This window comes from Paenibacillus sp. FSL H8-0282 (assembly GCF_037963825.1).
GTDB classification, from domain to species: domain Bacteria; phylum Bacillota; class Bacilli; order Paenibacillales; family Paenibacillaceae; genus Paenibacillus_AQ; species Paenibacillus_AQ odorifer.
The window spans coordinates 4,527,231-4,540,531 of record NZ_CP150146.1 but is presented as its reverse complement, the minus strand read 5'-3'; the positions used below and the strand labels follow the sequence as shown (position 1 = coordinate 4,540,531).

Here is a 13,301-nt window from a genome sequence, read left to right as displayed (position 1 = left end):
TAAAACGCTTTCAGATAGAAAGAAGAGGATAATCCAGATGGTAAGAGTACCCCTGCGGAGTCATACTCCAGCTGTCAAATCCTTACGCAATACCTTATTTATCTATCTAGTAATCGGAACATTACTTCCGCTTCTCTTAGTAGGATTCGTAACCTACACCTCTATTTACTCCATCCTTTCAGGTAAAATTGGCAACGGGATCAGCGCTAGTCTGAGACAGGAAGCCTCAAGCCTGGAGAATGCCATCGACAATATGGATTTTGCCTCCAAACAGTTTGCTCTGGACGGTCAGATTGTGCAGGAGATGTCCTCATTTATTCAGGAAAAACAAATTTTTCGCAAATCGCAAATGATGAATTCCATCAACCAGAAGATCAATCTAGTCAATTTTACGAACCCTTATATTGGACTTACAGCCTACATTATGCCGGACAGCGATGATCCCGTTCTGTTCACCAACATGAGCGCACGCAGAAATTTTGATATCAGTACATTGCCGTCTTTTATGCGATATAACGGGGCTGACTATTATGGACCACATCCCACTATGTACGCTGTTGGTGATAATCTCGTATTCTCGGAGCAGCGGATTGTCCGTGTGCCGGGCCAGCATAAGCTTTATATTTATTTGGAGACGAATTATAGTTTGTTTCGCAAAATCTTCAATCAGGAGTCCTACGGGATGAAAGTAAATCATCTGCTGGTCAATCAGCAAGGTAATAGTACAAAAGTGATCGACGGCAAACTTCCGCTAAGTATTATTAAAGCTGCGGGAAGCAACTCCAATCTCACCCATGAAACGCTAAGCGGATATCATCTGTTTCGTTACGCGAGTCCTCAGGGCTGGAAACTTATTGCTGTTGTGAAAAAATCAGAATTCAACAGTGAAATTTATTCTTGGTTTTATAAAATGATCTTACTTGCCTTCTCCACCCTTCTTTTTGCCGGATTTCTGGCTTGGATCATCTGGAGGAAAATTTATGGTCCGTTGCGTAAGGTCAACCTTGAAATCAACCGAATGGCGGAAAATGTTACCGCTCCGGTAGCCTATACGAATGTGGAAGAATTTGATTTCGTGCTTACCAACTTTCAGCAGATGAAAAAACAGGTGAATGAGCTGATTGTTGCGGTTGCCCATAATGAGAAACAGAAAAGCCAATTTGAGATTGAGAAGTTGCTCAGCCAGATCAATCCTCATTTTTTGCATAATACCTTAAATACGGTACAGTGGATGGCCCGGTTAAACGGCCAGAAGGAGATCGACAAGCTGGTCACTCTTCTTGTAAAGGTGCTGCATTATAATCTGGGCAAGCAAAGCATCATTGTTACCATTGGCGAGGAAATTGAAGCGATTCGAAATTATATGGAGCTGCAGCGTATTCGTTATGATTATGAATTTGAATTTAACGTTGAAGCTGATGAGGATGTATTGTCTGTGGCTGTCCCGAGATTTTTGCTTCAGCCTCTGGTGGAGAACTCGATTTATCATGGATTAAGCGATAATGGCAAGGTAGATGTTGAGATAACGAAACATGGTGAAGGAGAGGTTCAGCTATGTGTGAGAGACAATGGCGCTGGGATGGATGCAGATACATTAGATCAGCTGTTGTCTGATGATGGAGCGAAAAAAAGGGGACTTGGAATTGGTTTTTCATATGTGAACCGGATGCTTAGAACCTATTATGGAGAACAAATGAAGCTAGAGATGTTCAGTAATCCAGGAGAAGGTACGGTTGTATCCATTGTGATTCCGAGGAAAGGTAAGGAGGACTTCGATGATTAAGGCTGTAGTTGTCGATGACGAGAGACTCGTGCGAAAAGGCTTCATATCCCTGATCGACTGGTCATCCTTAGGGATTGTTATAGTTGGGGAGGCAGGTGATGGTAAATCTGCTTTGGAGCTGCTTCAACAGCAGGAAGTAGATTTATTATTTGTGGATTTGACCATGCCAGGCATTTCAGGCTTCGAGCTCATTAAAATGGTTAGACAACGGTTCGCAGGCATTCGCTGTGTTGTCCTTACTTGTCATCATGAATTTGACTATGTTCAGGAGGCTATGCGTTTAGGAGCCGTTGACTATATTGTAAAAACACTGCTTGAGATGGAAAATGCGGATGAAACCATCAGACGTCTTGTCGATCGTATTAAATGGGAGGACAATACACGGGATGCGCTGGTTCGTGGGGAAAGTAAACGTATGGCTGCTGATAAGGCTCTGCTGTATTTGCCCCTATATCATCAGTGCAATGAAGAAGAATTATTTCAGCTGTCCAGCGTGAAAAATAATCCGCTCATTACTTTTCATGAGATGTGGATGTCGCCCTTATTACATCGTTTCTCAATAGATGAGAGCAAACGTGAGCTTAAGATCCAGCTATCCGGACGATGGCAGACCGCGCTGATCAGTGGATTGAGAGATCAACCCTTGCAGGAACTGGAGGAACAGCTCACTGCGAAATTACACCGTATTCTATTTTATCATCCTGAACCTGAGGATTTGACCTCATTGAAATATGAAGACATAAAGAAGGAACCAGCGGCTCCCTACTCAAAACAAGAGTCGGATAATCTGCTGGAGCAAGCACAGAATTTGAAGTGGACAATTGATGGAAATGAGTGGGAGAAATTTGTAGCAAACATACTTCAGCAGAAACCCCGTTCTGATCAGTTTCTGGCGTTTGCACACTCTCTAATACAAAGCTGGAGCTCTTTACTATTAAAGCCTGAAGATGCTGCTCAACTGGAAAGGGACATCTCCCATAATCTGAACTGGTGCTATTGGAAGAACTGGCTGCGGCGATTTTCTGATCATGTGGGACGAAGAATGCTGGAGCTTGGATTAACTAAAGAGGTTATGTCTTGTCTTATTCGCGCAGTTCGTTATATGCAGAGCCATGCAGGTGACAAAATCAATCAGAGCGACGTAGCAGCCGTCATTAATATGAGCCGTGGTTATTTCAGCCAATGTTTCGCTCGTTTTGCCGGAGAGACATTTGGTGAATGTTTACGGGGAATGCGGCTGGAGCTTGCCAAATCACTGCTGCTGGAGACTACTCTTCCCGTCTGTGAGATTGCTTCGCGGTCCGGTTTTGAGGATGATCGTTATTTCAGCAGATTATTCAGAGAACGTATTGGTAAATTACCAAGTGAATTCCGTGCGGAGGGGAAAAACCAAATATGAAATTTTGGAAATCTATCCTCCTAGTGTGTCTGGTCATTGGAATGACATCATGTCGTGACAATATTGGTATTGTAGATTCGGTTGCAAGCCCTCAGGCAGGGGATGAAGCTACTTCTATCGCTTATAGCAAATATGAGGATCCGATTGTGATCCGAGTAGGGTTTAAGGTTCCCGACTCGCGGCTTAATACAGGTGACAGCAACGATAACAATCCAATCACCCGTTATTTAGAGAGCATTACGAATATCAAAGTGGTTCACTCCTGGGAAGCGAAGGGTGAGGATGCTTTTACGCAAAAGGTACAGCTTGCCATTGATAGCAACGATTTGCCTGATGCCATGGTTGTGGATCGTGATCAACTGAAGAAATTAATTGATAATGATATGATTGAAGATTTGACAGAGACTTATAAAATATATGGATCTGAACTTATCAAGGATATGTACAATTCTACAAAGGGGGAGGCATTAGAGGACGCTTCCCGCGATGGTAAACTATATGGATTACCGAATGTAGCTATTGATGCTGACTCTCCCGTGCTGCTCTGGGTACGTCAGGATTGGCTGGAGAAGCTGGAGCTGCGGCCTCCTCAAACTTTTGAAGACATCGAGAAAATTGCCAAAGCTTTTATTGAAAAAGACCCTGATGGAAATGGAAAAAGAGACACCGTCGGTCTAAGCGGCTACAAAAATATTGTATATGGAACTAAACCATTAGTTAATGGTCTGGATGCTGTGTTTAGTGCATTTCACGCTTTCCCCACGAATTGGATTAAGGATAACAACGGCAATATCGTGTATGGCTCCATTACACCAGAGACCAAACAAGCGCTTGCTAAACTTGCTGATTGGTATAAACGGGGGTTGCTGGATCCGGACTTTGCACTATATAAGGAAACTCAGGAGCCTATTATTACAGGTAAATCCGGGATGTTTTTTGGTCCTTGGTGGATGCCTTATTATCCTTTATCAGAGGCAGTGGCTTTGGATACGAAGGCAGAATGGAGAGCATATGCAGCTCCAGTTGACGATTCCGGTAAGTTTGTCGCTCATTTAGCGCCGGTAACAGATCGATATCTTGTTGTGCGTAAAGGGTTTGAACATCCTGAGGCTGTAATCAAGCAATTAAACGTGTTTACAAGACTCGAAAGAAGACAGGATCCTAATCAAGAGGAGGTAAAAAAGCTGGGTGATTTCTCTGCGCAGACAGGCATTCAGCTGCGTGCTTATTATCCGTTCGATCTTCTGATAGATTATAGGGATGCGATTGAGAAACATTATGCTGATATCCAGCAGGCTTTGCACGGAAAGATAGACCCGGATACATTAAATTCTGATACCCGGCTCATTTATGATCAATGGGTAGCGGAAACAGAGCAGCCCAAAAAAGATCTTGAAGGCTGGAAAGCAGCGAATGCGTATAAATATGGAGTAGCTGTGTTAACCTCAACTGCTATAGAGGGAGTGCGTGGGGTCTTTTATGGGAACACCCGGCTTATGAAGACTAAATGGCCGGAACTGCAGAATCTGGAGAATGAGACGTTCTTAAATATCATTGTGGGTGATTCACCGCTTAGTGATTTTGATGCGTTTGTAGCTAAATGGAAGAGTATGGGCGGAGAAGAGATTACGGAAGAAGTTACTGAGCTCGTAAAGCAAAAGTAAACGTGGGATGTCTCAACAGCCTAATGGCTGTGGGACATCCTTTTTCTTATGTTCTATTCTTCGTTTTTGCTGATTTTTTGCAGCAGGAAATGTAGTTGCTCTACTTCTTCATCGGTTAAATGGCCAACAAGGCTTTTATTAAATTCATCTAAGATGGACTGTAAAACTGGGAAGAAATCAATGGCTTTTGGGGTAGGATATAGAAGGTGAGAGCGTCGATCATTAGGATCGTCTTTGCGCTCGATATATCCCGAATTCTCTAATTGCTTCACAGAACGTGCTGTAGTTGCTTTATCGAACTTCAATTCGGCAGTTAACTGATCCTGAGTAATGCCTGGCCGAGAAAGAATCAATTTAAGAAAGCTATGCTGTCCACCACTACCGATTCCATAGGGGACAAATTGCTTAACCAGTTTCTTTTGATTTTGACGGTGAAGATGGGAAATTAGCTTCCCGATAGGCTCTCTTGCCAATATAGACACCTCTTTGGGTTATATGTTCGCTCATTTGTTGCCTTGAAATAAAGTGTACAATAAAGTCGTTGCGCACGCAACTAAATTGTTGTACACTGGGTATGGTGAGTTTGGTTGCGTGCGCAACTAAACAGTGATTATTAATATTTAATGAGGTGTTAGTTATGAGTTCTGTAAGTGCAACCTATCAGGAGGATAAAGAAATTCAGAAGAAACGCTGGATGATCTTAATTGTTCTGAATATTTTTACGTTCATGTCCACCCTTGATGGTAGTATTGTCAATATTGCTCTGCCTGAGCTATCCAAACAACTGAAGCTGCCCATGGCGCAAATCGAATGGGTAACAACAGGATATTTAATGGCGATCTGTGCGGCGATCCTTTTCTTCGGCAAGCTTGGAGATATCGTAGGAAAGATTCGAATTTTTAAGATTGGCACGATTGTATTTGTTATTGGATCTATGCTGTGTGGGCTTAGTGTAAGCTTACCAGCCTTAATTGCTTCACGCGTTGTTCAAGCCTTAGGTGCTTCGATGACCATGGCGAACAGTCAGGGAATTGTTACGGATATCTTTCCTGCCACGGAGCGTGGCAAAGCCCTTGGTTTCATTGGTACATTCGTGTCTCTGGGAAGTATAGCTGGCCCAAGTTTAGGCGGGATTATGGTTTCCACCTTAGGCTGGGAGTATATCTTTTGGGTAAACGTCCCTATTGGCCTGATCGCTATATTTTTTGGCTGGAAGGTATTGCCTAAGGATTTAACGAGAGTGAAATCTTCGATTGATGTGCCGGGCAGTTTACTGTTCGCTGTCTTTATTATTACTTTGTTCGCAGGATTATTACTAGGTCAACAGCTTGGATATGGTAACAGCTTAATTGTTACATCAATAATTGTTGCTGTAGTCAGCTTCGTTGCTTTCATATGGATGGAGCTTCGCAGAAAAGAACCGCTGTTGCAGCTGTCATTATTTAAGAATCCGTTGTTTTCTTTAAGTATCTTATGTGGTTTTCTCGTATTTACAGCGAATTTCTGCTTCAATATTATCGCGCCGTTTTATGCACAGAACATGCTTAATTTATCGCCATTCTATGCAGGCTTTTTGTTAATGCTGCTGCCGATATGTATGGTAGTCGTGGCTCCAATGAGTGGAGCGCTATCGGATAAAATAGGCTCGGAATTTTTGACTTTTGCAGGGCTGGTGGTCATGGTTATTGCGCAGTTCGGATTAGCACAGCTTCATGTAGGAAGCTCTGTTGTGCTGGTAGGTGTGTGGATCGCTATGCTGGGGATAGGAAGTGGTCTATTTCAATCGCCGAACAATTCGCTTGTCATGTCTAAGGTACCAAGAACACAGCTTGGTTCTGCGGGTAGTGTCAATTCGTTAGTTCGTAATGTTGGTATGGTTGTCGGCATAACAATTGCTACTACAATACTTTTTCAAGTGATGAGCAGTAAAGCCGGCTATAGGGTGACAGGGCTAGTTCCTGGTCGGCCAGAGTTATTTATCGAGGGCATGCATGTAGTGTTTGTAACCTCGGCATCGATATGTCTAGTGGCTGCTTTATTAACTGGCTGGAGATTGGTGAGTGCAAGAAGTGCCAAAGTGCAGTCATCTGAAAGATAACATAAAATGAAAAAGATCCTTCTGGCGCTACGGCTAAGAAGGATCTTCTTTGTGATGAAACTGTAAGGCTTCCTTAACGGCTTGCAAGTATTGATATTGATAACGTACATCCGGTTCTAGGTAGGCCCCTTCAGCCCATTCATTCCAGGCGTTGATAAAAATATATTCACTTTTGAACATTTTTTTGGCGCGCTCAATTTGTCGTGAAAGGTATTGGCCGAATTTTTGAGGATTAGCGCCTAAGGTGCTTTGTCCGGCAGGGCCTTTACGTGGTGTGTTATCCCAGTTGACAAAGGCTCCCGGATATATGATTTCTCCGTCTCTATGGGGTGTCCGCTCCAACATGGATTCCCATAACTCATCATAATCAATTACGATATGCCTCTGATCCTCCACCTGCTTTGAGCTCCATAAATGCTTAACCCCGCCATGTGCGAATGTGTAATGCGGCTCAAATTCCAGACTGGCATCGAATCCTTGCTCTTTCTTTAGGGGGAAACCGCCCAGTGTCCGGACCAGATGAAGTCCTTTAAGTCCGTTCTGCAGAGCCAATTCGCGCCAATATTGAAGCATTTCTTCACAGTGCGGGATACTAGCAGATCGATAAATGATAAAGACAGGCTTATCCTCCACCCGGATATAACGATCATCTTTGAAGGCTTCCAGCAAAGCAAAAAAGTGCATTCGCCAATCCCGTTCTTCTCCGTATTCCTGTGGCATCAGGACATCCTCTTCGGTACCATCCCAGCTACGTGTCCAGGGTTCGTTAGCCCAAGAAAGGCAAAAGGGGAAGTCAGGCTCTTTGCTCGCAAGAATCTGCTGAACCGGTTGTTCCAGTAGCCGCCTGCCATTAAACCAATAGTGATAATAACAAAAACCGTAAATGCCATGAGCCCTTGCCGTCTCTGCCTGCCATTGTTTCACTTTAGGATCCGTTAAATCATAGTAGTTATTATTTAATGGCTTCTTGGGCTGATCATGTTCAGGATAAAGGGCTGCAGCCTTCCTGACATTTGTCCATTCTGTAAAACCCTCACCCCACCAGGAATCGTTCTCTGAGATCTGATGAAACTGAGGCAATACAAAAGCAATGCATTTCAAGTCAGGTCACCCCCTATGGTTCCTTGAATATTTTTCTCAGCAGTAACTTTCCTTGCTGGATATAAGAATGGTTATATTTAAGTTCCTTTAGGGCACGAGAGGCAGAAATTCTTCTTTCTTCACTATGTGAAAAATAGTGCTTAAAGCTATCGGAGAGCTCTTTGAAGTTCTGGAAACGAACGAGATCTTCTTCTGCAATTCGGTAATTATGAAGATGGGGATGATCCTCCACTAACTGAAATACGCCGCAAGCGGTGACCTCCATAATCTGCTGCACAGAACCAGTGCAATTGATGACGATTTTTGCTCCATTATAATAGCTGGACATTTCTTTACTATGGGTGATATCAATGAAATTTCTGGGGGGTTCCCAACCACGCCCGGCGATCATTACCTTAAGGCCTTGAAGTAGGTCTGAATACGCCAACGTGTAAAGCACACTATCGATTTGGAAATCGCCAAGAATGAGTACGTCACTCTGATAACAGTCCTCCACACGTCTTGGATAATAGAGATCCGTATCCGCAGCATATGGGAGAAAGCTGGAATGTTTGCCCCATAAACCCTGATAATAGATCAGATTAGCTATGTTCTGTGTGAAAATGTAATCGAACAACAATGCCAGATTACGTTCTGTTGGAGTAAGACAAGCGGCATCTGCCATCCATACCGCTTTGGGAACGTTGGAAGCTTTCAGAGCAGGGAGGTTCTCCTCCGGAAATAGGGTCTCCGATCCTAGAGCTAATATTAGATCAGGTTGAAAATGAGCTAAATATTCCTCCAGATTATGCTGGAATTTAATAGCAAGTACTTCTTTGACCAAATGCCTTAGTTGATCCTTAAAAAGTCGTACATTAGGCATTTTATCACTTGCCACTGTAGGAACCAGCAGCAATATTCTTAATTGCTTGAGTTCCCGTTGCAAAGGCTCTGCTCTATAAGAGTTCATCTCTAGGATGAGGTTATGGTGTTGCGATGGATTAACTTGGCTGATGGTGACTTCGTGACTTGAAGGCCTTTCAGGAGTGAGCCTATTAGCTGTCTTCTTCATAATTCCTCCTGTATTCTGTGGAGCCAGTCGTCCGCTCTAGCACCGAGTCTTGCTAATCATTATATGTGTAGGGGGTTATTTTGACTTTAGGTATAAGACCATTAATCAGAGTCTCGAAGATAAAAAGCGGATTTAGTGAAAGCTGTATATCTATCTATGACAGGGCTGGCTTGTTTAACATAAGATATACTATAAAACCTGAAAGGGATGATCGCCTTGCCAACCTTCGATAGCGTTCTAGTTACAGGAAGTCAGACCATTCAAAATGATCTGCACGTTAATGGAAATGAGACTATCGATTCGAATCTGCATTTGAATGGTAGTCAGACTATAATGGGAAGCCTAAATGTGAACGGCAGTGAATCCATACTCGGTCATCTGGGGGTAACCGGTGAAATTAGCGGGGCAGGCACCATCAGAGCTGCAACCCGGTTGATCGCTACGAACCAAGCAACATTGCCACCAGGCGCTCCTACCAGCCTGCAACAGGTTCGATACTTTTCTGTAGGTGCTGTAGGTCAGACTGGTCTCGTGCTGAAGGGCACAGATGGAAATGATTATGTATTATTTATCGATTTGACTGGCGGAACACCTAATATCGGCATCCAACGGGCTTAATCAAGGTAAACTAACATGCTCAGCATCCGATTAATAAAAAAACAGCAAGTCTCCTATGTACAAATAGGGACTTGCTGTTTGAGGTTTCTGTTAATTCTTAAAGCTATGAATTGGAGCAGGGATTCGTCCGCCACGATTAACGAAGTTCGCGCAATTGAAGCCATTCACTGCCATAACTGGTGCATATCCGAGCAGGCCGCCAAATTCGACCATTTCACCAACGTCCTTGCCGATTACTGGAATCACGCGAACCGCAGTGGTTTTGTTATTCACCATACCGATTGCAGCTTCATCCGCGATGATGCCGGAAATGGTCTCCTTGGTAGTGCTTCCTGGGATAGCGATCATATCCAGTCCTACGGAACACACACAGGTCATAGCTTCCAGCTTCTCTAGTGTAAGGGCACCCCGCTGAACCGCTTGAATCATGCCATGATCTTCACTGACCGGAATAAAGGCTCCACTAAGTCCACCTACATAGGAGGAGGCCATTACGCCACCTTTTTTAACATTGTCATTTAGGATCGCCAGAGCAGCGGTCGTTCCCGGAGCGCCAGCTTCCTCCAGACCCATGACTTGAAAGATTTCGGCAATGGAATCTCCGATTTCTGGAGTAGGAGCTAAGGATAGATCGATAATCCCAAAAGGAACATTCATCCGTTTGGAAGCCTCTTGAGCAACTAGCTGACCGACACGTGTGACTTTGAAGGCTGTCCGTTTAATGGTTTCACATAAGGTTTCAAAATCCTGCCCTCTAACCTCTTCGAGCGCACGTTTGATTACCCCAGGACCGCTGACGCCAACGTTGATGACACATTCCCGTTCACCAACCCCGTGAAATGCTCCGGCCATAAAAGGGTTGTCCTCAACTGCATTACAGAAAACTACCAGCTTGGCGCAGCCGATGGAATCCCGATCCTTGGTGCGTTCCGCAGTTTGGATAATGATGTCGCCCATTAATTTCACAGCATCCATGTTGATTCCACTTCTGGAGGAACCGACATTGACCGAGGAGCAGACTCTTTCAGTGACTGCCAATGCTTCAGGAATACTGTCAATCAAAATACGATCGCCTTTGGTGCAGCCTTTTTGTACAAGTGCAGAGAAGCCGCCGATAAAGTTAACGCCTACCTCTTTTGCAGCCTTGTCCAGGATTTCAGCAACAGGTACATAGGTATCTGTCTTCACCGCACCAGCGGCAATAGCGATGGGTGTGACAGAAATCCGTTTGTTAACGATAGGAACCCCAAATTGTCTTTCCAGATCTTCACCCGTCTTTACGAGCTTTTCAGCGGATCTGGTGATTTTGTCATATACATTTTGATTAAAGGTGCGCATATCCGTGTGGGCACAATCCATGAGGCTGATCCCCATCGTTATGGTACGCACATCCAGATTCATTTCACGAATCATCTTATTCGTTTCTTGTACTTCCACTAGTGATATCATGGTCAGCCATCCTCCTAGATTCGGTGCATAATATTAAAAATATCCTCATGCTGAAGCTTGATTTCCACGCCAATCGATTCGCCAAGCAAATGTAATTCCTCTACAATATTCTCAAAAGCTTTAGTTGAGCTAGAAATGTCTACAATCATCATCATGTTAAAATAATCTTGAACAATCGTCTGCGAAATATCCAGAATGTTCAAATTGTGTTCGGCTAGATATGTACATACTTTAGCGATAATCCCTACTTTATCTTTTCCTAATACAGTAATAATCCCCTTCATGAATACAGCCTCCCTTTGTATTTGTTGATTTCACCGTGTATACGGAATGAACCATTCCAACTATTATTGCAAATGATGAAACAAGCTTCAACCAAAGGTTTTTTGTCAGTTTGATTAAATATTTATTTTGGCAGCTGAAATTATAGAAAATTCATTTGACAGCCTATAAAAAATGTGATGAACTGAGAGTTTGATATGCTAGTCTGAAGGAGTAAATATGACTACACAAAAATATAAAGATATGGTTGAGCAAAGAACGAAGATGACCCTCCAGGAATGGACGGAACAGGCGGAAGTGAAGGAAAAGGACATTTATCGTTTTTTGCATAATTTAAAAGGCACTGCTGGTACTGTCGGATTACCGGATGTCGAACAATTTGCCGAGGATACGCTGCCCTATTTCATGGAAAGCAGTCTTAAGAGTTGGTCAGTCGAGGAATGGGGGGATTATTTATATCCACTGATTCCATTGTTTAATGTCCATTCATTGGCAGCTTCAAGCTCTGTTAAAGCATTGGATAAAAAGGGACCTGCTGAGACGCTCACACAGAATGATATTCTTCTTATCGACGATGATGTAGAGCTAGTTGCTTATCTGAAAGAGTCGTTGGAGAGGCAGAATTACTATGTAAGCATTGCCTTATCTGCTGAACGGGGACTCAAAATCTTTTATGAAACGAAACCAGATCTCATTCTGCTGGATATTCTTTTACCGGATAAAAGCGGGATTGAGGTGTTGAACCAAATTATCGGCAAGGCTAAAAAAGAACGAATTCCCATTATCATTATAAGCGGGGAGTACTCCAAAGCGACGCAAATGCAGGCGTATTCGCTGGGGGTGATGGATTTTTTACCGAAGCCTGTAGATATTGATTTATTTCTGGTATTGATCAAAAATCGCTTTCAGCTCAAGAGAGAATGGCAGGAGTCCATCATCGTGGATGATTTGACCGGCGCATTCAATCGCAAACACTTTAATCAAGTCATGAAGCAGCTGATTGGTGATTTTAAGCGGACCAACCGCGTATTTTCGTTAGCGCTGATTGATTTGGATTATTTTAAAAACGTTAATGATACATATGGTCACCTAATCGGAGACGAAGTTCTGCAGGGCTTTTCCGAGCTTGTGAAGAATTCCATCCGTCTGGAGGATACCTTTTGCCGTTATGGGGGAGAAGAGTTTGCAGTGTTCTTACCTCACACGGATGCGGAATCTGCAATGTTGGTTATACAGCGTATTCAAGAGCGGTTTGCGGCGACTGACTTTTTTGCGAAAAATGAAATCTTTCATGTGACTATCTCTAGCGGGATTTCTGAGGTAACAGATGCCGAGAATATAGCCGATAAATTGATTGAGGAAGCAGATCAGGCTCTTTATGCTAGTAAGCATGCTGGAAGGAATCAGACAACGCTTTATTCGGACCATTTATCCACTACTAAAAAGCATTCGGTTCTGAATGTGATTGTTGTGGATGACGATACGCTAATTCGGAGAATTGTGACCAGTCAGTTCGCCATTTGGGAGCCGGAGAATATTGCTGAGGTGAAGGTTAGCAGCTATGCGAATGGGCTTGATTTCCTGCAATCGGATTGGTATGCCGTGGATGAGAAGTATATTATTTTGCTGGATGGTGTGATGCCTGATCTGGATGGGGTAGAAGTTCTGGAAAGAATCCGCAAAACGTATCCGGAAGTAAATATATTAGTGATCATGTTGACGGGAAGAAACAATCAGGCGGATATTGTACATGCCCTGCAGATGGGTGCCGATGATTATGTAGTCAAACCGGTCCATATGCCTGAGTTATTGTCGAGGATAGAGCGGTTGGCTCATAGATTTTTGTTCTAATTGGG

The 13,301-nt window shown here is 43.4% G+C and carries 11 protein-coding genes; 6 read left to right on the top strand and 5 right to left on the bottom strand.

Going from position 1 to position 13,301, the window contains the following annotated elements:
• The first annotated feature begins 37 nt into the window (after positions 1-37).
• The 3 genes from NST94_RS19665 to NST94_RS19655 are packed head-to-tail and all read left to right on the top strand — an operon-like array spanning position 38 to position 4,846.
• The gene (locus NST94_RS19665) at positions 38-1,783 is read left to right on the top strand and encodes a histidine kinase (RefSeq protein ID WP_076215698.1); all 1,746 of its coding nucleotides are present in this window, start codon (positions 38-40) and stop codon (positions 1,781-1,783) included.
• Positions 1,776-3,182: a response regulator gene (locus NST94_RS19660; RefSeq protein ID WP_339281191.1), complete on the top strand. Its 1,407-nt coding sequence runs from the start codon at positions 1,776-1,778 to the stop codon at positions 3,180-3,182. Before NST94_RS19665 ends, NST94_RS19660 begins: the two co-directional genes overlap by 8 nt.
• A complete protein-coding gene (locus tag NST94_RS19655; RefSeq protein ID WP_339187776.1) occupies positions 3,179-4,846 on the top strand; it encodes an extracellular solute-binding protein in 1,668 nt (555 codons plus the stop codon). Before NST94_RS19660 ends, NST94_RS19655 begins: the two co-directional genes overlap by 4 nt.
• Positions 4,847-4,899: 53 nt before the next feature.
• On the opposite strand, the gene NST94_RS19650 is transcribed toward NST94_RS19655, so the two are convergent.
• On the bottom strand, positions 4,900-5,319 hold the full coding sequence (locus tag NST94_RS19650; protein ID WP_076130769.1) for a MarR family winged helix-turn-helix transcriptional regulator: 420 nt from the start codon (positions 5,317-5,319) through the stop codon (positions 4,900-4,902).
• Between the two features lie 164 nt (positions 5,320-5,483).
• Between NST94_RS19650 and NST94_RS19645 the strand changes: the two genes are divergently transcribed.
• On the top strand, positions 5,484-6,944 hold the full coding sequence (locus NST94_RS19645; RefSeq protein WP_076190510.1) for an MFS transporter: 1,461 nt from the start codon (positions 5,484-5,486) through the stop codon (positions 6,942-6,944).
• Between the two features lie 33 nt (positions 6,945-6,977).
• On the opposite strand, the gene NST94_RS19640 is transcribed toward NST94_RS19645, so the two are convergent.
• Entirely contained in the window at positions 6,978-8,045 is a 1,068-nt protein-coding gene (locus NST94_RS19640) for a glycoside hydrolase family 99-like domain-containing protein (RefSeq protein WP_076301772.1), read from the bottom strand.
• A gap of 13 nt (positions 8,046-8,058) precedes the next feature.
• Positions 8,059-9,096, bottom strand: a complete 1,038-nt coding sequence (locus NST94_RS19635; protein ID WP_076305547.1) for a glycosyltransferase — start codon at positions 9,094-9,096, stop codon at positions 8,059-8,061.
• A 207-nt stretch (positions 9,097-9,303) separates the two neighbouring features.
• Between NST94_RS19635 and NST94_RS19630 the strand changes: the two genes are divergently transcribed.
• Positions 9,304-9,714 (top strand): hypothetical protein, encoded by a 411-nt coding sequence (locus tag NST94_RS19630; protein WP_248548519.1) that lies wholly within the window; start codon positions 9,304-9,306, stop codon positions 9,712-9,714.
• A 90-nt stretch (positions 9,715-9,804) separates the two neighbouring features.
• Here NST94_RS19630 and NST94_RS19625 read toward each other — a convergent pair whose 3' ends face one another.
• Positions 9,805-11,160, bottom strand: coding sequence for a PFL family protein (locus NST94_RS19625; protein ID WP_248548616.1), 1,356 nt, complete (start codon positions 11,158-11,160; stop codon positions 9,805-9,807).
• A gap of 17 nt (positions 11,161-11,177) precedes the next feature.
• On the bottom strand, positions 11,178-11,447 hold the full coding sequence (locus tag NST94_RS19620; protein WP_036685776.1) for an ACT domain-containing protein: 270 nt from the start codon (positions 11,445-11,447) through the stop codon (positions 11,178-11,180).
• Positions 11,448-11,664: 217 nt separating this feature from the next.
• On the opposite strand from NST94_RS19620, the gene NST94_RS19615 reads away from it, so the two are divergent.
• Positions 11,665-13,296 (top strand): diguanylate cyclase, encoded by a 1,632-nt coding sequence (locus NST94_RS19615; protein ID WP_076130764.1) that lies wholly within the window; start codon positions 11,665-11,667, stop codon positions 13,294-13,296.
• Positions 13,297-13,301: the final 5 nt, after the last annotated feature.